The sequence below is a fragment of the Arthrobacter rhizosphaerae genome (assembly GCF_023062595.1).
GTDB classification, from domain to species: Bacteria; Actinomycetota; Actinomycetes; order Actinomycetales; family Micrococcaceae; genus Arthrobacter; species Arthrobacter rhizosphaerae.
In genome coordinates this window covers 1-26102 of record NZ_JALLAN010000009.1, presented here as the reverse complement: position 1 = coordinate 26102, position 26102 = coordinate 1, and the positions used below count along the sequence as shown (strand labels likewise).

Below are 26102 nucleotides of genomic sequence, written 5' to 3'. Positions count from 1 at the left end.
TGAACTGATGGCAAAGTCGACGACAGGATCCGAAGCTGAACAGGACGGATCCTCGCCGGTCAAGCCTGTGGAAGCGGAATTGCTGGTGGTCACCGGCATGTCGGGTGCGGGCAGGAGTACCGCCGCTGACGCCCTGGAGGACCATGGCTGGTATGTGGTGGAGAACTTGCCTCCGCAGATGCTCGGAACCCTGGCTGAGCTCGTGTCGCATGCACCCCAGTCCATCCCCAAGCTCGCTGTGGTCATGGACGTCCGCAGCAAGGCCCTTTTCGCGAACATCCGCAGCGCCCTTGGGGCGCTGGAGGCGAGCGGCGTCACGTTCCGGGTGTTGTTCCTCGATGCCAATGACAACGTGCTGGTCAGGCGTTTTGAACAGGGACGGCGGCCCCACCCGCTCCAGGGCGGAGGCAGGATCCTTGACGGCATCGCCGCTGAGCGGGAGATTCTGCAGGAACTGCGGGACTCCTCCGACGTCGTCCTGGACACCTCCGAATTCAACGTCCACGGGCTCGCCACTGCCATCACGGAGCTGTTCAGCGAAACTGGTCCGGTGGCCCTTCGCCTCAACGTTATGAGCTTCGGGTTCAAGTACGGCCTCCCTGTCGATGCCAACTTCGTCGCCGACGCCCGCTTCATTCCCAACCCCCATTGGGTGCCGAATCTACGGCCCCACACCGGACTGGACGAAGACGTGAGCGACTACGTCCTGGAGGCCGATGGCGTGAAAAACTTTGTGGATCGCTACGTTCTGGCCTTGGAACCGGTCCTGGACGGCTATCGGAGGGAGAACAAGCACTATGCCACCATTGCCGTCGGCTGCACTGGAGGCAAACACCGCTCGGTGGCGGTCGCCGTCGAACTTTCCAAAAAGCTTGCCCAGTATCCCAGGGTGACCGTGACGACGACGCACCGGGACCTGGGCCGCGAATAATGGGTCTGCTTACCGGTCCCTTGCCTTTGGTGCCGCCAGCCGGCGGCACGGGAGCCCAGCAAAAGGGCCCCACGGTGGTCGCGCTGGGCGGCGGCCACGGACTGTCCGCGTCGCTGTCCGCACTCCGGCTCCTGACCTCCGAGCTCACGGCCGTTGTAACCGTTGCTGACGACGGCGGATCCTCGGGGCGGCTCCGCGAGGAGTACGGTGTACTCCCCCCGGGGGACCTCCGCATGGCGCTCTCCGCCCTGTGTGATGATACCGACTGGGGCCGTACATGGCGCGACGTCATGCAGCACCGCTTCAGCCCCGTCAACGGCACAGGCGGTTCGCTCGACAGCCACGCCATGGGAAATCTGCTCATCGTGACCCTGTGGGAACTCCTGGGGGACACCGTCGCCGGGCTTAAGTGGGCAGGCGCCTTGCTCGGGGCCCGGGGGCAGGTCCTCCCCATGTCAAGTGTGCCCCTGACCATCGAAGGCGATGTCCGGGTTCAGGCTCCGGACGGCACCACCGTCGTGCACACCGTCCACGGTCAGGCCAATTGTGCCGTCGCCGGTTCACTGGACCGGGTCCGTCTGCTGCCCGAAGGCGCACCCGCCTGCACCGAGGCACTGATGGCGATTGAACTTGCTGATTGGGTGGTCCTCGGGCCCGGATCCTGGTACACCTCCGTCCTTCCCCACCTCTTGTTGCCCGAAATGCGCCAGGCTTTGTGCGATACACCGGCAAAGCGGTGCCTGACGATGAACCTGGCGACGGACACGAAGGAAACGTCGGGAATGTCTGCTGCTGACCATCTCAAGGTCCTGCGCACCTATGCTCCGGAGTTCACAGTTGATGTTGTGCTTGCTGACCCCGCATCAGTGCCGGATGTCAAGGATTTCGAGGAAGCGGCCGGGATGCTGGGGGCCGAGGTGGTCTTGGGTAAAGTAGGGGCGTCGAGCCGCCGTCCGATCCATGACCCGCTTCGATTGGCAACGGCGTACAACGATATTTTCGGGAACAGTTAGGAAGGCCTCATGGCACTGACAGCATCGGTCAAGGAAGAACTGTCCCGTTTGGACATCAAGAAGTCCTCGGTACGCAAGGCCGAGGTGTCAGCAATGCTGCGCTTCGCCGGGGGACTCCACATCATCTCGGGCCGGATCGTGATAGAGGCCGAGGTTGATCTGGCGTCAACTGCCCGGCGACTGCGTGCAGCCATCGCTGAGGTTTATGGCCACCAGAGTGAAATCATCGTTGTGTCCGGCGGTGGCCTTCGCCGCGGGAACCGCTACGTGGTCAGGGTGGTGCGGGATGGCGAAGCCCTCGCCCGCCAGACAGGCCTTCTGGACGCCCGCGGACGCCCCGTTCGGGGGTTGCCCTCTGCGGTTGTCAACGGCTCAGCGGCCGACGCAGAAGCTGTGTGGCGGGGTGCTTTCCTGGCGCACGGATCCCTGACGGAACCGGGCCGGTCCTCGTCTATGGAGGTCACCTGCCCGGGACCCGAATCAGCACTGGCGCTTGTTGGCGCGGCGCGGCGGCTCAATATCCAGGCCAAGGCCCGCGAGGTCAGGGGAGTGGACCGCGTGGTGATCCGCGACGGCGATACGATCGCAGCACTCCTGACCCGCATGGGCGCCCATGACGCCCTGATGGTCTGGGAAGAACGGCGGATGCGTAAGGAAGTCCGGGCAACGGCCAACCGGCTCGCCAACTTCGATGACGCGAATCTTCGGCGTTCAGCCCAGGCGGCTGTTGCAGCTGGCGCCAGGGTAGACCGCGCACTCGAGATTCTCGGGGACGATGTCCCGGACCATTTGAAGTACGCCGGCGAGCTCCGGGTCGCTCACAAACAGGCCAGCCTGGACGAACTGGGACGGCTTGCAGACCCGCCCATGACCAAGGACGCGATCGCCGGAAGAATCCGCCGCTTGTTGGCTATGGCGGACAAAAAGGCGCTTGACTTGGGTATACCGGGGACAGAAGCCAATGTGACGCCTGAAATGCTGGACGAGTAGGGCCGCCCCTAGAATCAAGAACGGACGATGGAAATACCCTGAAGCGACCGGAGGTTATGCCCCTCGGGAGGCCACCGGAACGTCAGGGGTCAGCCACCGCAGTTTTCCGGGTGCACAGCCATCCGGATGCACAATCCGAGAGTTACCGAACCGGACAACCGTCCACGACATTGGAGGATTTTGTGACCGAGTACGTACTGCCCGAACTCAGCTACGACTATGCAGCGCTGGAGCCCCATATCTCCGCCCGAATCATGGAGCTGCACCACAGCAAGCACCACGCCGCGTACGTGGCTGGCGCGAACAACGCACTGGCCCAGCTTGCTGATGCCCGGGACAAGGGTGACTTCGCCAACATCAACAGGCTCTCCAAGGACCTGGCCTTCCACACCGGCGGGCACGTAAACCACTCCGTGTTCTGGAACAACCTCTCCCCGGACGGTGGCGACAAGCCAGAAGGCGAGCTCGCAGCGGCAATTGACGACGCCTTCGGATCGTTTGACGCCTTCCGTGCCCAGTTCTCCGCCGCCGCCCTGGGGCTTCAGGGCTCAGGTTGGGGCTTCCTGGCCTACGAGCCCATTGGGGGCAACCTTGTCATTGAGCAGCTTTACGATCAGCAGGGCAACGTTGCGCTGGGCACCACCCCGCTGCTGATGCTGGACATGTGGGAGCATGCCTTCTACCTGGACTATGTGAACGTCAAGGCTGACTACGTCAAGGCGTTCTGGAACATCGTCAACTGGGCAGATGTGGCCAAGCGGTTCGAGGGCGCACGCGCCAACGCAACCGGCCTCATCACCATCGGCGCGTGATCAGGACTACACGCGCCTGTAACAAACTTCACATTTAGGTTGATTCTGACCGAATCGTGGAAGGTCGGCCTTCGCACTTGCGGGGGCCGACCTTCTTAAACGTAAGATGGATCACGGAAGGCGGTTAGCCTTCAGCAATGTGGCTGGTCGCCCTCCGATCTGGTAATCATCTCTGCCCAATGGCGTGCGGGATCTGTTAGTTGGCTTTGAACGCCCGACTCAATTAGGTGTGCTTGCAAGAGCACCAAGGAGACTACAAGTGACGACCCGTATTGGTATTAATGGCTTTGGCCGCATCGGCCGCAACTACTTCCGCGCAGCACTGGCGCAGGGCGCTGACCTCGAGATTGTTGCAGTCAACGACCTCACCAGCCCCGAAGCACTCGCCCACCTGCTCAAGTACGATTCCGTCGGCGGCCGGCTGAAGGAATCCGTTGAGGTCAAGGACGGCAACATCATCGTCAACGGCAACGCCATCAAGGTGCTGGCCGAGCGCGATCCCGCCAACCTCCCGTGGGGAGAGCTCGGCGTTGACATCGTTATCGAATCCACCGGCTTCTTCACGAAGGCCGCCGCCGCTCAGAAGCACATCGATGCCGGCGCCAAGAAGGTACTCATCTCCGCGCCTGCCTCTGATGAGGACATCACCATCGTGATGGGTGTTAACGACGGACTCTACGACTCCGCGAACCACAACATCATCTCCAACGCTTCCTGCACCACCAACTGCCTTGGCCCGCTGGCCAAGGTCATCAACGACGCCTTCGGCATCGAGCGCGGCCTGATGACCACCATCCACGCCTACACCGCTGACCAGAACCTGCAGGACGGCCCCCACAACGACCTCCGCCGCGCCCGCGCCGCCGCCGTCAACATGGTTCCTACCTCCACCGGCGCTGCCAAGGCAATCGGCCTTGTCCTGCCGGAGCTCAAGGGCAAGCTCGACGGCTACGCCATCCGCGTCCCGGTTCCCACAGGCTCCGCTACGGACCTCACCGTCACCGTCTCCCGCGAGACCACGGTCGAGGAAGTAAACGCGGCCCTGAAGAAGGCTGCTGAGTCCGACGAGCTGCAGGGAATCCTGACCTACACGGACGAGCCGATCGTTTCGTCGGACATCGTTGGAGACCCCGCTTCGTCCATTTTCGACTCTGGCCTGACGAAGGTTATTGGCAACCAGGTCAAGGTTGTTTCCTGGTATGACAACGAATGGGGCTACTCCAACCGCCTCGTGGACCTCACGGAGCTCGTAGCAGCGAAGCTGGGCTAGGGTTAGCTACATGACATTTCACACCCTCAACGAACTGATCGCTGAAGGTGTCCGAGGGCGGTACATTCTTGTCAGAAGTGACCTGAATGTGCCGCTCGACGGCTCTACAGTGACTGACGATGGCCGTATCAAGGCCTCCCTTCCGGTCCTGGCAAAGCTCACGGACGCCGGTGCCCGCGTGCTGGTAACAGCCCACCTTGGCCGCCCCAAGGGCGCTCCAGAAGAGAAGTATTCCCTTAAGCCCGCAGTAACGCGGCTTGCCGGGATTGCTTCCTTCAACGTCACGCTCGCAGAAGATACTGTCGGGCAGTCCGCCAGGCAGTTGGCTGCCTCCTTGCAGGACGGCGAAGTACTCGTCCTTGAGAACGTACGCTTTGATGCCCGCGAGACCAGCAAGGACGACGCCGAGCGCGGAGCCTTCGCGGACGAGCTTGTCGCACTTACCGGCGACAACGGCGCGTTCGTCGATGATGCCTTCGGTGCCGTGCACCGCAAGCATGCCAGCGTTTACGACGTCGCCACCCGGCTCCCGTCGTATCAGGGCGACCTCGTCCACACCGAAGTGGAAGTCCTCCGGAAGCTCACCACTGACACGCAGCGGCCTTACGTTGTAGTTTTGGGCGGCTCGAAGGTTTCGGACAAGCTCGCAGTGATCGACAACCTCATCGGCAAGGCTGACACCATCCTGGTAGGTGGCGGCATGCTCTTCACCTTCCTGGCCGCCGAGGGCCACAAGGTCGCCGGCAGTCTTCTGGAAGAAGACCAGATTCCGGTTGTCCAGGAGTACCTGAGGCGGGCAGCGGATGCTGGAACCGAATTCGTGGTTCCAAGCGATGTTGTCGTCGCAAGCAAATTCGCCGCTGATGCCGAGCACCAGACCGTGCCTGCCGACGCCATCGAAAGCAGCAGTTTCGGAACGCAAGGTATTGGCCTGGATATAGGCCCTGACTCTGCAGCTGCATTCGCTGATCGCATCAAGGGCGCCAAGACCGTTTTCTGGAACGGACCCATGGGCGTCTTTGAGTTTGAGGCATTTGCGTCGGGAACCCGGGCGATCGCCGAAGCCTTGACCGGAACGGATGCATTCACCGTCGTCGGTGGCGGCGACTCCGCAGCCGCCGTGCGTACCCTCGGTTTCGAGGACAGCCAGTTCGGTCACATTTCCACTGGCGGTGGCGCCAGCCTGGAATACCTTGAGGGCAAGGAACTCCCCGGCCTGAGCGTTCTGGACCGCTGATTTCGCTCCGGCCGGCAGGGCACCAGTGGGTGCCCTGCCGGCCGTTTACATGACCATGACTTTTGGAGAAAACGTGACAACGTCAATGAATGGCACCTTCGACCGCACGCCCTTGATTGCAGGCAACTGGAAGATGAACATGGACCACGTCCAGGGCATCACCTTGCTGCAGAAGCTGGCATGGACCCTTTCGGATGCCAAGCACGACTACAACAGGGTCGAGGTGGCGGTGTTTCCTCCGTTCACCGACCTTCGCGGCGTCCAGACCCTCGTCCAGGGCGACGAGCTGGAAGTAGCGTACGGTGGCCAGGATCTGTCCCAGTTCGACTCGGGTGCCTATACTGGCGACATCTCCGGCCAGTTCCTTAAGAAGCTCGGCTGCAAGTACGTCCTGGTGGGCCACAGCGAACGACGCACTGTCCACAACGAATCCGACGTTGTCCTGAATGACAAGGTCAAGGCGGCTTACCGTCACGGCCTCGTTCCGATCCTGTGCGTCGGTGAGGGCCTGGATATCCGCCAAGCCGGCACCCACGTCAGCCACACGCTTGAGCAACTTCGTGCGGACGTCGAAGGGCTCTCACCCGAGCAGGCCGCCGAACTGGTTGTAGCGTATGAGCCCGTCTGGGCCATTGGAACCGGCGAAGTTGCCGGCCCGGAGGATGCGCAGGAAATGTGCGCCGCAATCCGAGCCGAACTTGCCACCATCTTCGGTGACGACGTCGCGGCCAAGATCCGGCTCCTCTATGGCGGTTCGGTCAAGGCCAACAATGTTGCAGCCATCCTGAACGAGACCGACGTCGACGGCGTGTTGGTGGGCGGCGCAAGCCTTGATCCCGCCGAGTTTGCTAATATTGTCAGGTTCGAGAGTCACCTGCTGACGGATTAGTCCGGACACAGGCAAGCTCCCGCAATTTCCATCTTCTGAAAGGCCGTCGTGGACGTTCTTCATGTCATTCTGCAGATCCTCCTGGGCATCACCAGCCTCCTGCTGACGTTGCTCATCCTCCTCCATAAAGGACGGGGCGGCGGTCTGTCGGACATGTTCGGTGGCGGTATGAGCTCCGGACTCAGCTCGTCAGGAGTGGCCGAGCGCAACTTGAACCGCTTCACGGTCATCCTCGGTGTCACCTGGGGAGTAGTCATCATTGCGTTGGGCCTGCTGATGCGTTTCACAGCTGGCGGAGACTCCTAGGCACAGCTGGGCTTTCGCCTCTTCACACATCTTCACCACCCGCTGCCACTGACACCATCGGGAACTCCGCCTAAACTATGGCTGTTGACGTTTTATAAGTCGTCCAGCCGAGTAACCAGGAGTTCCCGATGGTGCATGCTGCTTCAGGCTTCAGGGGCACCCGCGCCGGTGCCGCGGAGGGCTTCGCCCCCAAGAACCAGCCCGGAAATGCCGTCGGTGACAGCCTGCCGCGTATGCGTGTCTCCTATTGGTGCTCCAAAGGACACGAGACGCGGCCTGTTTTTGTTAAGCTCCCGGAGGATCAGATCCCAGTCGTTTGGGACTGCCGCCGATGCGGCGGGACGGCGACCCGTGGCCAGTTTCAGCCGGAAGCACCGTTGGAGGAGCCGGAGGACGGCTACAAAAGCCATCTGGAATACGTTAAAGAACGACGCTCCAGCCAAGACGCCGAAGACGTCCTGGCTGGAGCGCTTGAAAGGCTACGCGCTGGCGGGGCTCTTCCGGATTAGTTGCTCCGGAACCCGCGAAGCGGCGTTCTCATCGATGAGCCACAGAGTCCGGGAGCGGCCGGCGGGACCAGCCGCCGGGACCTGCACCGGATTGGCGCCGGCCAAGGCCAAGCCAACGGCTCCGGCCTTGTCCTCGCCTGCAACCACCATCCAGACTTCGGCCGCCGTGTTGATGGCAGGCAGCGTCAAGGAAATACGCTGCGGCGGAGGCTTGGGTGAATTCCGGACACCCACTACAGTGAGTTCCTTCTCCCTGATCCCTGCCTGCTCGGGGAACAGCGACGCAATGTGGGCATCAGGTCCAACCCCCAGCAGGAGGATATCGAAGCGTGGAAGTTTTCGTGGGGTGTCCGGGCGATCATCGGAGGTATCTGCTGCATGCTCCGCGGCGGCGGCTTCTGCCAGCCTGCGTGCATAGTCTTCAGCCGCTTCCTCCGGTGTTCCAAACTGATCGGCGGAACCGGGCTCGTGGACCCGTTCAGGATCCACTCCGATGTGCGACAAGAGGGCCGCATGTGCTTGGCGGGTGTTCCGGTCGTCGTCGTCGGCGGCTACAAAGCGTTCGTCACCCCACCAGAAGTTGACCTTGGACCAGTTGACAGCCGGGGCAGCGGCGGAGTCGGCAACAGCCTTGAGGGTACCGATGCCCACCGTGCCTCCGGTGAGTACAACCGTGGCCTCGCCGTATCGGTCCTGAACGTCCACAAGCTTGGTGATGAGGCGGGCAGCGATCGCCGCCATCAATACCGAGGAGTCAGGATGAATACTTACTCTGGGCTCAGCGCTCACTTGGATGGACACTCCTTAGATTAGTCAGTGGAAGTCCAATAGTAATCACTTCACCGAACACATCGTCGGGATCCAGGCGGCGGAGTTCCTCGGCGAGGCAGTCCTGGAGGCTCCGGCGGGGGAGGGAGATCCGCTGTGCGGGCTGCCCTGGCTGGGTGAGTTCCGCGACGGACAGGCCCGGCCTGAACAGCTGCACATCCCCGCTTGCCCTGCTGAGCCGGACGCGCCGGATGCCTGTCCCCGCGGGATCGGCAACGATGGTGACGGGTGCGTCCAGCGCCAGCGTAAGCCACGCCGCGAGGAGCAGCGTGCTGGGGGAATCGGAGGCACCCTCGACCGCGATGGCCGTGACGGGAGAAGAATCCACCTGGTCCAGGACTGCCGCCAGCTGGATCCGCCAGTTGGTGAGACGGGTCCAGGCGAGGTCCGTATCGCCCGCCTTGTATGTTCTGCGGATGTTCTCCAGGGCCGTCGCAGGATCGGGCTCGTTGGCGGAGTCAGTAATCCTGCGGTGCGCAATTCTGCCGATTGAAGTGTCGCAGGCGCTCTTTGGCGCACCATGCGGCCACCACGCGACGATGGGGGCGTCCGGCAGAAGCAGGGCCGCCACCAGTGATTCGCTTTCCTCGGCCAGTTCTCCAAAGCCCCGCAGCACAATGACCTCGGAGGCTCCGGCGTCCCCACCGACACGGATCTGGGCGTCCAGCCTGGTCGGGGCGGAGGCTCCTGCGTCTGCGAGCACAATGATCCGGCAGGGGTGTTCCCGGCTGGCTTCGTTGGCTGCCTCGATGGCTTCTTCCTCGAGCCCTGATTTGGTGACGACGACGAGCGTCAGCACCCGGCCCAAGGCGATGACGCCGCCCTGCTCGCGCAGGGACATGATCTTCTTGGATATTTTCGAGGTGGTTGTGTCGGGAAGATCTACGATCATGGCCTTCTCCAGGTTCGTCCGTCGCGGGCAAGCAGTTCATCTGCCGAAGCAGGTCCCCAACTCCCGGGGGCGTACGGCTCAGGCTGTTCGTTCAGGCCCTCCCAGTACTCTTCGAAGGGATCCAGGATCTTCCAGGACAGTTCCACTTCCTGATGGCGCGGGAAGAGCGGCGGCTCGCCCAGCAGTACGTCCAGGATCAGCCGCTCGTAGGCTTCCGGGCTGGACTCTGTGAAGGCATGGCCGTAGCCGAAGTCCATAGTGACATCCCGGACCTCCATCTGAGTGCCGGGGACCTTGGAGCCGAAGCGGATAGTGGCGCCCTCGTCCGGTTGGACACGTATGACCACGGCATTCTGACCGAAATCGTCCTCTGCATGGTCGCGGAACAGGAGGTTGGGTGCACGCTTGAAGACGACGGCGATCTCGGTGACCCGCCGGCCCAGGCGTTTTCCGGCACGGAGATAGAACGGAACGCCGCTCCAGCGGCGGGTGTTGATGTCCACGCGGATTGCCGCAAAGGTCTCAGTGGTGGAATCGGCAGGGATACCGTCTTCCTCCAGGTACCCCAGGACCTGTTCCCCGCCCTGCCAGCCACCGGCGAACTGGCCACGCGCTGAATGCGTTGAAAGATCGTCGGGCAGTTTGACAGCAGCGAGGACCTTTTCCTTTTCGGCGCGCAGATCATCGGCGTTAAAGGAAATGGGCTCTTCCATGGCCGTGAGAGCAAGGAGCTGCAGCAGGTGGTTCTGGATGACGTCCCGGGCTGCCCCGACGCCGTCGTAATACCCCGCCCGGCCGCCGGTACCAATGTCCTCTGCCATGGTGATCTGGACGTGGTCCACATAGTTCGCGTTCCACAACGGTTCGAACAGCTGGTTCGCGAAACGCAATGCCAGGATGTTCTGCACCGTCTCCTTACCGAGGTAGTGGTCGATCCTGAAGACGGCGTCCTGCGGAAACACCGACTCCACAATGTCATTGAGCTGCCGCGCGGATTCGAGATCGTGCCCGAACGGCTTCTCAATGACCACACGACGCCAATTGTCCCCGGCTGCCTGAGCCAGTCCATGCTTGGACAGCTGCCGGCACACCTGCTCGAATGCTTTCGGCGGAATCGAGAGGTAGAACGCATGATTGCCGCGGGTTCCGCGTTGTGCATCGAGCTCATCAATGACGTCGCCGAGCCGCTCAAAAGCCGCGTCGTCGTCGAATTCACCCTGCACGAAACGGATGCCTTCTGACAGCTGGTTCCAGACGGCTTCATCAAAGGGTGTGCGGGAGTAGGCCTTGACCGACTCCTTCACTTCTGCGGCAAAGTCTTCGTTCTCCCACTGACGGCGGGCGAACCCCACCAAGGCGAAGCTTGGCGGGAGAAGCCCGCGGTTGGCGAGGTCGTAGACGGCCGGCATCAGCTTCTTGCGGGCGAGGTCTCCGGTCACTCCGAAAAGCACCAGGGAGGACGGCCCGGCAATCCGGTTCAGACGGCGGTCACGCGGATCCCGGAGAGGATTACGCATGCCCCCACGCGACGATGGAGCCGGCCTTCTGCCGCCGTTTTCAGTTTCTGGCATGGTAGCTCGGTGCCTTAGCTTTCGAGTCGGAACGCGGCCTGGCCGGCCAGCGCAGCAATGGTCTCCTGCAGCTGCTGCACACCGGCTGCACGATCCGTGAGGTGGAGGCGAAGGACCGGACGGCCGTGCTCGCTCAGCACCTGCGCGTCGCCGGCTGCCTGCGCCGAAATCAGTTCGCCGAATGTGAACGGGCGCTCCGGGATGGGGAGATCCTTTGCGGCTGCGGCCGTAACCTGCAGGAAGGCACCGATCGCGGGTCCTCCCTTGTGGAACTGGCCTGTGGAGTGCAGGAACCGTGGTCCCCAGCCGAAGGTGACAGGACGGCCGCTCAGGGCTGCCAGCTGGTCACGGACGGTCTCGAGGGACGCGAAGGCCAGACGGTCAAAATATGCCTGCACGCTGAGGTAGCCGTCGTCGCCCAGCTGGGAAAGCAGGGATGTAACAGCGTCGGCGGCCGTCGCAGACCCGCCGAGCCACTCCCCGCCGCGAACCTCAATGGCGCCGTCGACGAAACTGGCCGGGGTAGGTTCCGGCTGTGCGTCCAGGAGACCGCGGGCGGCCACCTTGGCGGCCTCGACGTCGGGCTGGTCGAAGGGGTTGATCCCCAGGAGCCGGCCGGCAACCGCCGTTGCGAATTCCCACACCATCATTTGGGTGGGGAGACCGCCGGCGATTGCAACTTCGTTTTCCCCGAGTTCGACGTCGGCATCCGCGGCCACGAGCCGCACCACCAGGACGTCGTCGGCTCCGCCAGTGACCTCAGGCGATGTGGGTCCTGCCACCACTGGAAGGACGCCAGTCCCAAGCTTGCCGGTGGACTCTGCGATCAGCTGCTCAGCCCAGTCGGCGAAACCGACAATTCCTGACCCGTCCTCGGCGATGACAATCTTGTTCCGCAAAGGCGTGGTGCCGCCGAGGGCAGCGCCGAGCGCAAGGCCGATGTTTTCAGGGGCGTCGTCGTTGAGGATTTCCGCGGCTTCCTCGGCTTCGTCGAGGAAGGCCTGGATGTCTACGCCGGCCAGTCCGCAGGGAACGAGCCCGAACGCAGTAAGGGCGGAGTAACGCCCGCCCACATTGGGATCCGCGTTGAACACCTGCCGGTAACCCGCTTCGCGGGAAGCCTTATCGAGCGGGGAACCGGGGTCGGTAACGATGATGATCCGGCTCTTCGCATCGAGTCCGGCCTCAGTAAAGGCCTGCTCGAAAATGCGCCGCTGGGAGTCGGTCTCAAGCGTTGAACCTGACTTGGAAGAGACTACAACAGCGGTTTCGGTGAGCCTGTCGGCGAGGACAGCACTGACCTGTTCAGGGTCGGTGCTGTCGAGCACACTCAGCTCGACGCCTGCAGTTCCTGCCATAACCTCCGGAGCCAGCGAGGAGCCGCCCATGCCACAGAGAACGATCCGGGTTATGCCCTCTGCGCGAAGTGCGTCCCGGAGTTCCAGGATGGGGGCGACCAGTGCTTGTGAAACGGTGGCGGCCTCGACCCAACCCAGGCGAATGGCGGATTCGGCTTCAGCATCAGGACCCCACAGGGTGTGGTCCTTTGCAAAAAGGCGGCTCGCTATCCGATCCTCAACAAGGGTAGGGACGTGGTGTTCAAGAGCTTGGCGTGCTGCGCCGGTGGCGTCGTAGCTGAGTGTGCTCATGGTGGACTAGGAAGCCTTCCGTGCGGCGGCGAGGGCGCCCTCGACGTCGGCCAGCAGTTCCTTCCAGCTGGCGACGAACTTGTCGAGTCCTTCGGACTCGAGGAGCGCGACGACCTCGTTGTAGGAGATGCCCAGGGCATCCAGGGCGTCAAGGGTCGCGTTGGCCTCGTCGTAGCGGCCGGTGATGGTGTCACCGGTGATGACTCCGTGGTCGAACGTGGCGTCGAGGGTTTTCTCCGGCATGGTGTTCACAACGCCGGGGGCGACGAGTTCGGTAACGTAGAGGGTGTCCGGGTAGGCCGGGTCCTTCACGCCGGTGGAGGCCCACAGCGGGCGCTGGGGGAGGGCTCCGGCGTCGGCCAGCAAGGCCCAGCGCTCGGTGGAGAACAGCTCTTCGTAGACCTGGTAGGCCAGGCGGGCGTTCGCGACGCCGGCCTTGCCCTTGAGTGCCTTGGCCTCCTCGGTGCCGATGGCGTCGAGGCGCTTGTCGATTTCGGAGTCGACGCGGGAGACGAAGAACGATGCCACAGAGTGGATCTTGGAGAGGTCGTGGCCGTTGTCCTTGGCCTGCTCCAGGCCTGACTGGAACGCGTTGATGACAGCGCGGTATCGCTCGAGGGAGAAAATCAGCGTCACGTTCACGCTGATGCCCGCGGCCAGGGTGGTGGTAATGGCTTCGAGGCCCTCAAGGGTTGCCGGGATTTTGATGTGGACGTTGTCCTTGTTGACCTTCTTGTACAGGTGCTGGGCCTCGGCCACGGTTCCTGCGGTGTCCCAGGCGAGGCGGGGGTCCACCTCGATGGAGACGCGGCCGTCAACACCGTTGCTTGCTGCGGCGACCGGAGCGAACAGGTCGCAGGCGTCGGCGACGTCGGTGGTGGTGATTTCGAAGATGGTCTCTTCGATCGAGGCGCCGGCAGCTGCCTGCGCGGCGATCGTGGCGTCGTAGTCCGTGCCGGTGGTGATGGCGGCGTGGAAGATGGACGGGTTGGTGGTGACGCCGACAACGTTCTTCTCGTCGATGAGCTTCTGCAGGGTGCCTGTTTCCAGACGTCCGCGGGAAAGGTCATCAAGCCAGATGGAAACTCCGGCGTCGGACAGCTGCTGTGTGGGGGTAGTCATTTTCTTATCTCCTGGAATTCGAATTCAGGCCTGCAGGCCAGCGAGGGAGTCCTTGGCGGCGGCGGCAACAGCCTCCGCAGTGATGCCGAACTCCTGGAAAAGGCGCTTGTAGTCAGCGGAAGCGCCATAGTGCTCGAGCGAGACGGAGCGCCCGGCGTCGCCGACGAACTCCCTCCAGCCCAGGGCGAGCCCGGCTTCAACGGAGACCCGGGCCTTGACGGCGGCGGGCAACACGGATTCGCGGTAGGCGGCATCCTGCTTGTTGAACCACTCGACACAGGGCATGGAGACAACGCGGGCAGCGATGCCTTCGGCCTGAAGGGCTTCGCGGGCCTGGACGGCCAGCTGGACCTCGGAGCCGGTGCCGATGAGGATAACGTCTGCCGGGACCGTTGCGCCGTCTTTCGAAGCCTCGGCCAGGACGTAACCGCCCTTGGCGACTCCCGCCGTCGAACCGAAGGTGTCGCCGTCGGCGGTGCCTTCGCCACGGGCGTACGTGGGAATGTTCTGGCGGGTCAGCACGATGCCGGCCGGGTTCTCGTGGTTCTCCAGCATGGTCTTCCATGCCGCAGCAACCTCGTTCGCGTCGCCGGGACGGACTACGTCCAGGCCAACGATGGCGCGCAGTGAGGCGAGCTGTTCCACAGGCTGGTGGGTGGGACCGTCTTCACCCAGACCGATGGAGTCGTGGGTCCAGACGTACAACGAGGGAACGCCCATGAGGGCACCGAGGCGGATAGCCGGACGCTGGTAGTCGCTGAAGATCAGGAACGTACCCGAGAAGGCACGGGTCTTGCCGTGGAGGGCAATGCCGTTCACGATTGACGCCGCGGCATGCTCCCGGATACCGAAGTGGAGCACGCGGCCGTACGGGTTGCCGGACCAGGCGTCAGTCTGCTTGGACGCGGGAATGAACGACGGCGAGCCCTCGATCGTGGTGTTATTGGATTCGGCAAGGTCAGCGGAGCCGCCCCACAGTTCCGGCATGACCGGGCCAAGCGCGTTGAGCACTTTTCCGGAGGCTGCGCGGGTGGAAACGTCCTTGCCGGCCGGGAAGACGGGAAGCGCGGCGTCCAGGCCCTCAGGCAGTTCGCGGGATTCGACACGCTCCAGCAGAGCGGCGTTTTCCGGGTTGGCTGCCTGCCAGGCGTTGAAGGATTCTTCCCATTCCTTGCGGGCCTCGGCACCGCGGTCCACTACGGAGCGGGCGTGGGCCAGGACTTCCTGGTCGACGTCAAAGGACTTGGCGGGGTCGAAGCCCAGGACCTCTTTGAGTCCGGCCACTTCCTCAGCGCCCAGGGCCGAACCATGGATCTTGCCCGTATTCTGCTTCTTCGGAGCGGGGTAGCCGATGATGGTGCGCAGCGAAATGATGGAAGGCTTCGACGTTTCGGCCTTCGCGGTGAGCAGTGCCGAGTACAGCTCCTGCACGTCTTCCTTGTATTCGCCGGTCTTGGTCCAGTCAACACGCTGGGTGTGCCAGCCGTAGGACTCGTACCGCTTCAGCACGTCCTCGGTGAAGGAGATGTCGGTGTCGTCCTCGATGGAGATGTGGTTCTCATCGTAGATAACAACGAGGTTGCCCAGTTCCTGGTGACCGGCCAGCGAGGAGGCCTCGGAGGTCACGCCTTCCTGGAGGTCGCCGTCGGACGCGATAACCCAGATGGTGTGGTCGAACGGGCTGGTGCCGGCGGCAGCATCGGCGTCGAACAGGCCGCGCATGCGGCGCTGCGAGTATGCGAACCCGACGGAGGATGCCAGGCCCTGGCCCAGCGGCCCGGTGGTGATCTCCACGCCGGCGGTGTGCTTGTACTCCGGGTGCCCAGGGGTCAGCGAACCCCAGGTACGCAGTGCTTCAAGGTCCTTGAGCTCCAGGCCGTAGCCCGAAAGGAACAGCTGGATGTACAGCGTCAGCGATGTGTGGCCCGGTGACAGGATGAAACGGTCGCGTCCCAGCCAGTCAGGATTTCGGGGATCGTGGCGCATCAGCTTCTGGAAGAGAAGGTATGCGGCGGGGGCCAAACTCATGGCCGTCCCGGGGTGGCCATTGCCCACCTTCTCCACGGCGTCCGCGGCCAATACCCTGACGGTATCCACGGCGCGTTGGTCCAAGCTGGTCCATGACAGTTCTTGCTCTTCCAAATGTGGCACGAAAACCGGGCCCCTCTCTGTGCTGACGGCAATTGGTACTGGTCAGGCCGGAGCAGGGCAGTTGATGGCGCCTGCTGCAGTGTGTACCAGCCGTTCACCATTGAAACGTTGATCTAACTTCAGTCGCATGGCAGAGGGGGGAATACGCTTTCCAGCGCTACCCCTTGCGTGCTGATCTGCTGACAGCTTAGCCCTAATCCACACTCTGGTCAGCGTGAATCTCACTAAGTGGACTGAATTTTCCTTATATGAATCACCGTATAGCAGGGAGGTTGTGAGAATCAGTTAACGTCCCGGAATCATTAGGAAACTCGCAGGAAAGCCGCAGACAAAGCCGTAGGCAAAACAAACGACGCCGGGGTAATGCTCAGTGAACAATGCCGGCTGTGGCTCCACGGTATGATATTCGAAGGCCGCCGAAGGGGTGCGCAGGCCCGTTTTTGCGGGTCCCGCCGTGGAGGTCCACCGGAAATAAACCGCCACACACAGCCAGACAGAACAGAGTGACTGCAACGTGAGTACAACCGATACGCCTCTCAACGCTGCCCGGCTTCCGGGGAAGGCAGGCATCGCCCGCAAAGCCAAGGCGTACCTGGCCCTCACAAAACCAAGAGTCATTGAACTTCTCCTGGTCAGCACCCTCCCCACCATGATCTATGCAGAGCGCGGCTTTCCATCTGTCGGGCTCATCCTGGCGACGCTGGTTGGCGGTGCCTTCGCCGCCGGCAGTGCAGGCGCCTTCAACTGCTACATTGACCGCGACATCGACAAACTCATGCACCGGACTGAGAAGAGGCCTCTCGTCACGGGAGAGGTCACCCCCCGCGAAGCTCTGGTTTTCGCTTCCCTCCTGGGTGCCGCTGCGATTGCCATCCTCTGGTTCGGCGCAAACCCGTTGTCCGCCTGGCTCGGCCTCGGCGCCATCCTTTTCTACGTGGTCATTTACACCATGATCCTGAAGCGGCGCACGGCCCAGAACATTGTGTGGGGCGGGGCTGCTGGGTGCTTTCCCGTCCTCATTGCCTGGGCCGCCGTCACCAACACCGTTGAGTGGCCCGCCGTCGTGCTCTTTATGGTGATTTTCCTGTGGACCCCGCCGCACTACTGGCCGCTCTCCATGCGGTACGGCGAGGACTACCGGAACGCCAACGTGCCCATGCTTGGTGCCATCGCCGGGGCCCGCGTGGTTTCAGTCCAGGTGGTCCTCTACGCGTGGGCCATGGTGGTCTGTTCGCTGCTCATGGTCCCCGCAGGTGGCGCCGGCTGGGTCTACACAGCAACCGCCGTACTCGCAGGCGCATGGTTCCTCTACGAATCCCACGCCCTCTATACCAGGGCTCAGGCCGGAGACGTTTCGAACAAGGGTGCCATGAAGGTTTTCCACGGCTCCATCAGCTACCTCACCCTGCTCTTTATCGCCCTGGCCATCGATCCGTTCGTCGGCTCGCCGATCATGGGCGGCTAGCCTCACCGGACGCTCCCTCACGTTTCGCAGGTTTTCACCGAACGCTCCCTCACGTTTCGCAGGTTTTCACCGAACGCTCCCTCACGTTTCGCAGGTTTTCACCGAACGCTCCCTCACGTCCCGCCGCTAAAGCACAAACGCTCCCTCACGTTTCGCAGGTTTTCACCGAACGCTCCCTCACGTCCCGCCGTCTAACGACAAACGCTTTGGCGGGATCTGAGGGCGCGTCTCGTGTTTGCGGGCGGGATCTGAGGGAGCGTCTCGTGTTTGCGGGCGGGATCTGAGGGAGCGTCCGGTGTTATTTGACCGGGCTTGAGCGGGCGAGGTCCGCTGCGTTGGTTGCGGCGATAATCAGCAGCGCCGCGCCGAGCATGTGTGTGCCAACCAGGAGCGCTGGGATCCCGTTGTAGTACTGGCTGAAGCCAATGACTGCCTGCAGCACGGTGACCGAGAGCAGCAGGAAAACGGCGGAACGGAAGGGACCGTTGATCCTTTCCCGCAATACGAGGTACAGCGCAACCACGGAGCCTGCGGTGATCAGGTACGCCGGGACGGCATGGATGTGCGAGAACAAATCCCAATCGAGGTTGTTGCGCGGGGCATCGGCATCGCCGGCGTGCGGCCCGGCCCCTGTCACGACAACTCCCAGGCAAACAGCAACAGCAGAGAAAAGTGCGACGGCGGCCATCAGCGGGCGGGCCACGCCAGGCAGGGGGGCCAACTGTATTGAGCGGAACCGGCCCGTCCTGCCATAAGCCCGGTTAACCAGCAATGTTGCCAGCACCACCAGCCCCATGGACACGAGGAAATGCAGGCCGACAACCCAGGGGTTGAGCTGGGTGAGGACAGTGATTCCACCGATGATGGCCTGCGCCGGGATGCTGGCCAGCAGTCCGAGGGCGAGGAGGAACAAGTCACGACGTTCCTTGCGCAGGTTCCACAGATACACCAGCATCAGGGCCGCAACGGCCGCCAGGGCGAAGGTGAGAAGTCTATTGCCGAACTCGATGAAGCCGTGCAGTCCCATTTCGGGAGTGTTGACCAGAGAATCTGCGGTGCAACGCGGCCACGTGGGGCAGCCCAGTCCTGAGGATGTGAGGCGTACGGCTCCTCCGGTCACCACCAGAATCGTCTGGCCGATGAGGGACAGGACCGCGAGGCGGAGCACTGTTCTGTCAACGGATGCGGGGAGCTTGGAAGTAAACCGGGACACGATCCCGGGGAGGCGCGACGCCGTGCTCACAGTTTTCTCAATTCCACTTGAACCAACGGGTGGCCGCTACGCCGGCGACAGCCGTCCACAGCAGCAGGACAAGAACGGCCGGGGCGTTGACGGCGCCATGCACCAGTGCGTCCCTCAAGGCCTCACCAAGGGCGCCGGAGGGCAGAAAGTGCACCAGGTGCTGAGCCGCGCCGGGAAGCCGTTCGGCGGGGATCACGATGCCGCCAAGGGCGCCGAGCAGAATCCAGAGCAGGTTGGTGATGGCCAGTGTTGCTTCGGGTCGGACCGTGCCCGCGACCAGCAGGCCCAGGGCCGTGAAGGCCGCTCCACCCATTACAAGGAGGAGAAGGCCGGGTAGTAGTCCTGCCGGATTGGGCTGCCAGCCCAGGATCGCGGCCACTGAACCAATCACCAGTACCTGCAGAGCAAGGACTGCCAGCACCGCAAGGATCTTTCCTGCGATGAGTCCCGTCCGGCCCAGCGGGGTGGTGGACAGGAACCGCAACACGCCGTAACGGCGGTCGAATCCGGTCGCAATGCCTTGACCCGTGAAACCGGTGGACATGGCGCACAGAGCAAGGATGCCCGGCACCGCGACGTCGACCCGGCTGCCGCCCAGGCCGTCCAGCAGGGGCGTGACGGTCAGTCCTACCAAGGCCAGGAGCGGCAGCACGATGGCAAGAATCAGTTGTTCACCGTTCCGGACCATCGTCAGGGCTTCATAGCCGCCCTGCAGGGCAATCCGCTTGAACAACGGCGCAGGGGCGCCTCCGAGCGTCGCGTTCATCGGATATCCCTTCCGGAAATGTCGAGGAATACATCTTCGAGGCTGCGGGCTTCCAGGCTCAGGGATCCTGGCATGATGCCGCGCGCTGCCCACCAGGTTGTTAGAGCAGCAAGGTCCTCCGGGCTGAGCGCACCTGTGGCGGAGTAGCTGCCGGCCCTGCTCTCCCTGACATCGATTCCGGGAGCAAAAACACCGGTGAAGTCCAGGCCTGGCCTCGCCTCGAACAGGAGGGTGCGGATGTGAGGTTGGCTCGGGTCAGGCGAAACGTTCCGCTGCAGCAGTTGCGCCACGGTTCCCTCGGCCACGTTCCTTCCGGCGTCAATGATGTAGACGTAGTCGGCGAGACGCTGTGCGTCGTCCATGAGGTGGGTTGTAAGGATGATTCCCATCCCCGCCGAACGCAGTTCGGTGATGAGTTCAAAGACGATGTTGCGCGACTGCGGATCCAGGCCTGCGCTTGGCTCGTCAAGGAAAAGCACCTCGGGCCGGCCCACCAGGGCGGCAGCGAGGGCGAGGCGCTGCTTCTGCCCACCGGAAAGACGGCGCACGCTGGTCCTGCTGAAGGTATCGATTCCCAGCCGCTGAATCAGTTCGTCCAGAGGCCAGGGGTTCCGGTACATTCCCGCTATGTGGCGGAGCAACGGGATAGGTCGGGCCGACGGCGGCAGTCCGCCATCCTGCAGCATCACACCTACCCGGGAACGAAGGCCTGCATCTGCTGTATCCGGATCCTGCCCCAGCAGCGAGATAGTTCCACCAGTGCGTTTTTGAAGGCCTTGTGCGCATTCAATCGTGGTGGTTTTGCCAGCGCCGTTGGCGCCCAGGAGGGCAGTGACCTTGCCGCGTTCGGCCACGAGGGACAGGCCACCCACTATCCGGAGCATCTTGCCATCCAGGGCCGGGAGCGGACCAACGTCCTTGACTAACCCGTCTATGGACAGAACAGTGGATTGGGGGGATTGCACCAAAGCATTCTACGTGATGTAGTAGCAGTGCACTCAGTCCGGGTTCCGGGGTGTCCGAGATCACAATGAGGCAGCGAGCAGGCGAGCCTAGCCTTACTGGATGCCGGGACTAAATTACGACATCATTATGTTGTGTATTCCATGAGCTCATCCACTTCTGCGCGCTTGATCAGCCGCAGCGCGCCAGCAGGCGTGCCGGCGGTGCTCCACCCTGTTCCGGCGTCGGCAACTGCCGAGGCTGAGGAGCGTACACGCGACCGCGTTCTGAACGCCGTTCTGGAGCATGGACCGGTGAGTGCCGCTGAGCTTGGCGACCTCCTGGGCTTCACCCCGGCTGCAGTCCGCCGCCACCTTGATCACCTCGCCCGCAGGGGAGTGATCGAAGTAAAGCGCGTGGCCAGGGCTGGCGCCGGTGCAGGCCGTCCCGCCCGCCGTTATGTTCTGAGCTCACAGGGCCAGTCGAGCCTCGGCGACGACTACCTGAATATTGCAAGCTCTGCACTCAAGCAGCTCGAGAACATGGCTGGCTCGGAAGCAGTCCGGGAGTTCGCCGTCGAGCGTTTCTCCGATATGGAACGCCGCTATGCTCCGGAAGTTGAAGCAGCCGGGGCTGATATCACTGCAAGGGCGCGGGCCCTGTCCGCGGCCCTCTCCAGGGACGGTTACGTTTCATCCGCAGCTTCCATCGAAGCCAAGGCGCCCCTTCCCGCCGCGCTCTCCAGCGTCCAGCTCTGCCAGGGCCACTGCCCGGTTCAACAGCTCGCTGCCCAGTTCCCGGTGTTCTGCGACGTGGAAACCGAAGTTTTTTCCCGGCTGGTAGGCGTTGACGTGCGCCGCCTCTCCACGTTGGCCCGCGGGGGGCATGTTTGTACTACCCACATACCTACGGGTCGACCGGCGGTTCAGGGGCGGGAAACACCCGCAGCACCCGGGACCTCAGAAGTATTGCCGGAAAACCCGGACGAAGTATCCAACCATCTGCAAGAAAGGCCGTGATGACGGACCAACTATCAGAGAAAAAGGTTGCTGACTCTACTGTGATTTCGGAGATTCTGGAAAAGAATCCCGAGCTCCACGGAATCGGCAACTACGAGTACGGCTGGTCCGACAAGAACGACGTCGGCGCCAACGCCCGCCGTGGAATCAATGAGGACGTTGTCCGGGACATTTCGGAGAAAAAGAGCGAGCCCCAGTGGATGCTGGACCTCCGCCTCAAGGGCCTGAAGTACTTCGACCGCAAGCCCATGCCCACCTGGGGTGCGGACCTGTCGGGCATCGACTTCGACAACATCAAGTACTTCGTGCGATCCACCGAGAAGCAGGCCACCAGCTGGGAGGACCTGCCGGACGACATCAAGAACACGTATGACAAGCTCGGCATCCCCGAGGCCGAAAAGCAGCGGCTGGTCTCCGGCGTCGCCGCCCAGTACGAGTCCGAGGTCGTCTACCACCAGCTGCGTGAAGACCTTGAAAAGCAGGGCGTCATCTTCCTTGATACCGATACTGCACTGCGGGAGCACCCTGAGATCTTCCAGGAGTACTTCGGCACCATCATTCCCGTGGGTGACAACAAGTTCGCGTCCCTGAACACTGCCGTCTGGTCGGGCGGTTCCTTCGTGTACGTGCCCAAGGGCGTCCACGTAGACATCCCCCTCCAGGCATACTTCCGTATCAACACGGAAAACATGGGCCAGTTCGAACGCACCCTGATTATCGCGGACGAAGACTCCTATGTTCACTACATTGAGGGCTGCACCGCGCCGATTTACACCTCGGACTCGCTGCACTCGGCTGTTGTGGAGATCATCGTGAAGAAGGGCGCCCGCGTCCGCTACACGACCATCCAGAACTGGTCCAACAACGTGTACAACCTGGTCACCAAGCGCGCCATCTGCGAAGAGGGCGCCACCATGGAGTGGATCGATGGCAACATCGGTTCCAAGGTGACCATGAAGTACCCCGCCGTTTACCTTGTGGGCGAGCATGCCAAGGGTGAAACCCTGTCCATCGCTTTCGCAGGCGAGGGCCAGCACCAGGACACCGGCTCCAAGATGGTCCACATCGCGCCCAACACCAAGAGCTCGATTGTGTCCAAGTCCGTGGCCCGTGGTGGAGGCCGTGCGGCCTACCGTGGTCTGGTCCAGGTGCGCGAAGGTGCCAAGCACTCCGCGAACACCGTCCGCTGTGACGCCCTGCTGGTGGACACCATCAGCCGCTCGGACACCTACCCGTACATCGACATCCGTGAAGACGACGTCGTTATGGGACACGAAGCAACGGTTTCCCGGGTCAGTGAAGAACAGCTCTTCTACCTGATGTCCCGCGGTATGCGTGAGGACGAAGCCATGGCGATGATCGTCCGTGGCTTCATCGAACCGATTGCCCGTGAACTGCCGATGGAATACGCCCTCGAGCTGAACCGCTTGATTGAACTGCAGATGGAAGGATCCGTCGGTTAACGATGACTGATATCACTACTGAAAAGGCACGCATTGGCGCGCCGTCAGCCCAGCCGTTCATCAACGGTTTCACCGAAGAGGGCGAGAGCCTTTCTCCCATCAATTCCGCTGAATCCAAGGCCCCGTTGGCCGGAGCTTCCGCCAAGAGCCACTCACATGGTGGCGGCGTCGGGATTCCCGACAGCTCACGCGCCGGACGCCTGACGTCCTACAACCTTGCCGACTTCAAGCCGCTCACGGGCATGGAGGAAGACTGGCGCTTCACACCGCTGAAGCGCCTCCGCGGGCTCCACACGGACGCCTTGACCGGAACTGCTCCCGAGGTGCTTGTCACAGCGCCGTTGGGAGTCCTGGTGGAAACGGTTGACCGCAACGACAAGCGCATCGGTTCCGCAGCGATTCCTGAGGACAGGGTCTCCGCCAATGCCTGGGAAAACTTCACTGAGGCAACTGTCATCACGGTGCCCGCTGAAGCTCAGGTAACGGATGAAATCAGTGTTCTGATCACCGGCCAGGGCACCGAGGCGTCTGCACAGCACATCGTCATCGAAGCGAAGAAGTTCTCCAAGGCCGTGGTAGTCCTTGATCACCAAGGCACCGCCGTTGTCTCGCAGAACGTCGAAATCCTGGTGGGGGACGGCGCTGACCTCACTGTCATTTCCCTCCAGGAATGGCATGACGATTCAGTGCACGCGTCCTCACAGCAGGCAAAGCTTGGCCGCGACGCGAAGTTCAAGCACATCGTGGTGAGCCTGGGTGGCGACCTGGTGCGCATGACCCCGTCAGCGCGCTTCACTGCCACCGGCGCCGAAGTTGAACTGCTGGGCCTGTACTTCGCCGACGCCGGCCAGCACCTTGAGCAGCGGCTGTTCGTTGACCACTCTGTGGCCAACTGCAAGTCCAATGTTCTGTATAAGGGTGCGCTGCAGGGCAAGAATGCCCACACCGTCTGGGTAGGCGACGTCCTCATCCGTAAGGAAGCAGAAGGCACGGACACCTACGAGGCCAACCGCAACCTGGTATTGACGGATGGCGCCCGCGCCGACTCTGTTCCGAACCTGGAAATTGAGACCGGACTGATCGAGGGTGCGGGGCACGCAAGCGCCACCGGACGTTTCGACGACGAGCACCTGTTCTACCTGATGGCACGCGGAATCTCGGAAGAGGTCGCCCGCCGCCTGGTGGTTCGAGGCTTCCTGAACGAAATCATCCAGAAGATCAAGGTTCCGGCGCTCGAGGAGCGCCTCACTGCCGCGGTCGAGCGCGAGCTCGCCGCTACCAATAACTGAACGGGTACGGAAACCACCACATGACTGAACAGCCGAAGGGTGACCTCGTCTGCAGCGCCAGTGAGATCAAACTCAAGCAGGCACTGCGGATCCTGATCGACGATTACCCCGTCGCCATCGTGAAGGACTCGATGGGTGACATCCACGCGATTGGCGATACCTGCTCGCATGCGGACGTCTCCCTTTCGGAGGGTGAAGTCGAAGGTTGCATGATCGAGTGCTGGGGTCACGGATCCCAGTTCGATCTCCGTACAGGAGAGCCACTTCAGCTGCCTGCCTACGACCCGGTGCCGGTTTTCGCGGTCACCATCGATGGCGACGACGTCTATGTGGACTTCAGCAACGTACTCAATGGCGCCGAAGCCCCGAACTTCAGCTAATCGCCAACCGCACATTAAAAACTTCTAGCCAAGAAACAGCACCGCAGCCGGAGGGCATGGTGCAGAGGAGAACAAGACACATGTCTACTCTTGAGATCAAGGACCTGCACGTCAGCATTGACACCGAACAGGGCACCAAAGAGATCCTGAAGGGCGTCAGCCTGACCATCAAGACCGGCGAGACCCACGCCATCATGGGCCCCAACGGCTCGGGCAAGTCCACGCTGGCCTCCACCATTGCCGGCCACCCCCGCTACAACGTCACGGGCGGCACCATCACCCTCGACGGCGAAGACGTGCTGGCCATGAGTGTCGACGAGCGCGCCAGGGCAGGCCTCTTCCTGGCCATGCAGTACCCGGTGGAGGTCCCCGGCGTCAGCATGACCAACTTCCTGCGCACCGCGAAGACCGCAATCGACGGCGAAGCACCGTCCCTGCGTCACTGGACCAAGGACGTCAAGGCTGCAATGGCCCAGCTCCGCATCGATGCTGACTTCACGCAGCGCAACGTCAACGAGGGCTTCTCCGGTGGCGAGAAGAAGCGCGTCGAGATCCTCCAGCTGGAACTCTTCAAGCCGCGCTTCGCCATCCTCGACGAAACCGACTCAGGTCTCGACGTCGACGCACTCAAGGTCGTGTCAGAGGGCGTCAACCGCGCTCACGCCGAGGGCAACATGGGTACCCTGCTCATCACGCACTACACACGGATCCTGCGCTACATCAAGCCGGACTTCGTCCACGTGTTCGTTGACGGACAGGTAGTCGAAGAGGGCGGCCCGGAATTGGCCGACCGACTCGAAGAAGAAGGCTACGACCGCTACGCTAAAGGCGCCGGGGCAGCGAGCATCGCAGCCGCGGCAGCAGCAGCACAGGCCTAGTAAGGACCAGTCATGACCGAAATCAATACCGCCCGGACGGGCCTTGAGGATGTCGAAGAGGCCCTCAAGGACGTCATTGACCCGGAGCTCGGGGTTAACATTGTCGACCTCGGACTGCTCTACGGGTTGAAATACTCCGACGACGACGGCGCACTGCTGATCGATATGACGCTCACCACCGCTGCGTGCCCGCTGACGGACGTGCTCGAGGAGCAGGTCGGCAAGGCACTGGACGGTGTTGTGGACGAATGGCGTCTGAATTGGGTGTGGATGCCGCCATGGGGTCCCGAACGGATCACCGATGACGGCAAGGACCAGATGCGCGCCCTCGGGTTCAACATCTGATTCAAAGCTCCATCCCCACCGCCTCCCTCGCCTCGCTTCGCTCGGCCAGGGAACCCTCGGAGGCGGAGGCCCCTGTTTAGCCATATTAAAGACGGACGCATTGCCGCCTGCGAAGTTTTCGCGGCCCAGGTCCAGGATTTTC

25 protein-coding genes are annotated in these 26102 nt (G+C 62.5%); 16 read left to right on the top strand and 9 right to left on the bottom strand.

What is annotated here, in order from left to right:
• Positions 1-7 precede the first annotated feature (7 nt).
• The 9 genes from rapZ (at position 8) to MU551_RS13195 (ending at position 7957) form a co-directional block, all read left to right on the top strand.
• Positions 8-931, top strand: coding sequence for an RNase adapter RapZ (rapZ, locus tag MU551_RS13235; protein ID WP_247045272.1), 924 nt, complete (start codon positions 8-10; stop codon positions 929-931).
• Entirely contained in the window at positions 931-1944 is a 1014-nt protein-coding gene (locus tag MU551_RS13230) for a gluconeogenesis factor YvcK family protein (protein ID WP_247045270.1), read from the top strand. The genes rapZ and MU551_RS13230 overlap by 1 nt, the downstream gene beginning before the upstream one ends.
• Positions 1945-1953: 9 nt before the next feature.
• The gene (gene whiA, locus MU551_RS13225; protein WP_247045268.1) at positions 1954-2934 is read left to right on the top strand and encodes a DNA-binding protein WhiA; all 981 of its coding nucleotides are present in this window, start codon (positions 1954-1956) and stop codon (positions 2932-2934) included.
• A gap of 182 nt (positions 2935-3116) precedes the next feature.
• Entirely contained in the window at positions 3117-3746 is a 630-nt protein-coding gene (locus MU551_RS13220) for a superoxide dismutase (RefSeq protein WP_247045267.1), read from the top strand.
• A 259-nt stretch (positions 3747-4005) separates the two neighbouring features.
• Positions 4006-5016, top strand: coding sequence for a type I glyceraldehyde-3-phosphate dehydrogenase (gene gap, locus MU551_RS13215; protein WP_247045265.1), 1011 nt, complete (start codon positions 4006-4008; stop codon positions 5014-5016).
• Between the two features lie 10 nt (positions 5017-5026).
• On the top strand, positions 5027-6253 hold the full coding sequence (locus MU551_RS13210; RefSeq protein ID WP_247045263.1) for a phosphoglycerate kinase: 1227 nt from the start codon (positions 5027-5029) through the stop codon (positions 6251-6253).
• Positions 6254-6326: 73 nt separating this feature from the next.
• On the top strand, positions 6327-7142 hold the full coding sequence (tpiA, locus tag MU551_RS13205) for a triose-phosphate isomerase (RefSeq protein ID WP_247045261.1): 816 nt from the start codon (positions 6327-6329) through the stop codon (positions 7140-7142).
• Between the two features lie 48 nt (positions 7143-7190).
• Positions 7191-7448, top strand: a complete 258-nt coding sequence (gene secG, locus MU551_RS13200) for a preprotein translocase subunit SecG (protein ID WP_247045260.1) — start codon at positions 7191-7193, stop codon at positions 7446-7448.
• Positions 7449-7576: 128 nt separating this feature from the next.
• Positions 7577-7957 (top strand): RNA polymerase-binding protein RbpA, encoded by a 381-nt coding sequence (locus MU551_RS13195; RefSeq protein ID WP_247045259.1) that lies wholly within the window; start codon positions 7577-7579, stop codon positions 7955-7957.
• Here the strand turns inward: MU551_RS13195 and pgl are convergent.
• From pgl to tkt, 6 genes are read right to left on the bottom strand one after another with little or no spacing between them, the layout of a single operon-like run.
• Positions 7928-8746: a 6-phosphogluconolactonase gene (pgl, locus tag MU551_RS13190; RefSeq protein WP_247045258.1), complete on the bottom strand. Its 819-nt coding sequence runs from the start codon at positions 8744-8746 to the stop codon at positions 7928-7930. The genes MU551_RS13195 and pgl overlap by 30 nt on opposite strands.
• Positions 8736-9677: a glucose-6-phosphate dehydrogenase assembly protein OpcA gene (locus MU551_RS13185; RefSeq protein ID WP_247045257.1), complete on the bottom strand. Its 942-nt coding sequence runs from the start codon at positions 9675-9677 to the stop codon at positions 8736-8738. The genes pgl and MU551_RS13185 overlap by 11 nt, the downstream gene beginning before the upstream one ends.
• Complete coding sequence (zwf, locus tag MU551_RS13180; protein WP_247045256.1) at positions 9674-11248, bottom strand: glucose-6-phosphate dehydrogenase; 1575 nt, start codon at positions 11246-11248, stop codon at positions 9674-9676. The genes MU551_RS13185 and zwf overlap by 4 nt, the downstream gene beginning before the upstream one ends.
• Before the next feature lie 14 nt (positions 11249-11262).
• Positions 11263-12897, bottom strand: coding sequence for a phosphoglucose isomerase-related protein (locus MU551_RS13175; protein WP_247045255.1), 1635 nt, complete (start codon positions 12895-12897; stop codon positions 11263-11265).
• Positions 12898-12903: 6 nt separating this feature from the next.
• Positions 12904-14019 (bottom strand): transaldolase, encoded by a 1116-nt coding sequence (gene tal / locus MU551_RS13170; RefSeq protein WP_247045254.1) that lies wholly within the window; start codon positions 14017-14019, stop codon positions 12904-12906.
• A gap of 24 nt (positions 14020-14043) precedes the next feature.
• On the bottom strand, positions 14044-16161 hold the full coding sequence (tkt, locus tag MU551_RS13165; protein WP_247045571.1) for a transketolase: 2118 nt from the start codon (positions 16159-16161) through the stop codon (positions 14044-14046).
• A gap of 523 nt (positions 16162-16684) precedes the next feature.
• On the opposite strand from tkt, the gene MU551_RS13160 reads away from it, so the two are divergent.
• Positions 16685-17635, top strand: coding sequence for a heme o synthase (locus MU551_RS13160; protein ID WP_247045253.1), 951 nt, complete (start codon positions 16685-16687; stop codon positions 17633-17635).
• Positions 17636-17933: 298 nt separating this feature from the next.
• Here the strand turns inward: MU551_RS13160 and MU551_RS13155 are convergent, their stop codons facing one another.
• From MU551_RS13155 to MU551_RS13145, 3 genes are read right to left on the bottom strand one after another with little or no spacing between them, the layout of a single operon-like run.
• The gene (locus MU551_RS13155) at positions 17934-18878 is read right to left on the bottom strand and encodes a COX15/CtaA family protein (protein WP_247045252.1); all 945 of its coding nucleotides are present in this window, start codon (positions 18876-18878) and stop codon (positions 17934-17936) included.
• A 7-nt stretch (positions 18879-18885) separates the two neighbouring features.
• Positions 18886-19644, bottom strand: coding sequence for an ABC transporter permease (locus MU551_RS13150; RefSeq protein WP_247045250.1), 759 nt, complete (start codon positions 19642-19644; stop codon positions 18886-18888).
• Entirely contained in the window at positions 19641-20609 is a 969-nt protein-coding gene (locus MU551_RS13145; protein ID WP_247045248.1) for an ABC transporter ATP-binding protein, read from the bottom strand. The genes MU551_RS13150 and MU551_RS13145 overlap by 4 nt, the downstream gene beginning before the upstream one ends.
• A gap of 141 nt (positions 20610-20750) precedes the next feature.
• Here MU551_RS13145 and MU551_RS13140 point away from each other — a divergent pair, with 141 nt between their 5' ends.
• The 6 genes from MU551_RS13140 (at position 20751) to MU551_RS13115 (ending at position 25960) form a co-directional block, all read left to right on the top strand.
• Positions 20751-21605, top strand: a complete 855-nt coding sequence (locus MU551_RS13140) for a helix-turn-helix transcriptional regulator (protein WP_247045246.1) — start codon at positions 20751-20753, stop codon at positions 21603-21605.
• On the top strand, positions 21605-23068 hold the full coding sequence (gene sufB / locus MU551_RS13135) for a Fe-S cluster assembly protein SufB (RefSeq protein WP_247045245.1): 1464 nt from the start codon (positions 21605-21607) through the stop codon (positions 23066-23068). The genes MU551_RS13140 and sufB overlap by 1 nt, the downstream gene beginning before the upstream one ends.
• Before the next feature lie 2 nt (positions 23069-23070).
• Complete coding sequence (gene sufD, locus MU551_RS13130) at positions 23071-24357, top strand: Fe-S cluster assembly protein SufD (protein ID WP_247045243.1); 1287 nt, start codon at positions 23071-23073, stop codon at positions 24355-24357.
• Between the two features lie 20 nt (positions 24358-24377).
• Positions 24378-24737 (top strand): non-heme iron oxygenase ferredoxin subunit, encoded by a 360-nt coding sequence (locus MU551_RS13125; protein WP_247045241.1) that lies wholly within the window; start codon positions 24378-24380, stop codon positions 24735-24737.
• Positions 24738-24817: 80 nt separating this feature from the next.
• Positions 24818-25615: a Fe-S cluster assembly ATPase SufC gene (gene sufC, locus MU551_RS13120; protein ID WP_247045239.1), complete on the top strand. Its 798-nt coding sequence runs from the start codon at positions 24818-24820 to the stop codon at positions 25613-25615.
• Positions 25616-25627: 12 nt separating this feature from the next.
• Positions 25628-25960, top strand: a complete 333-nt coding sequence (locus MU551_RS13115) for a metal-sulfur cluster assembly factor (RefSeq protein WP_247045237.1) — start codon at positions 25628-25630, stop codon at positions 25958-25960.
• The last annotated feature ends 142 nt before the right edge of the window (positions 25961-26102 follow it).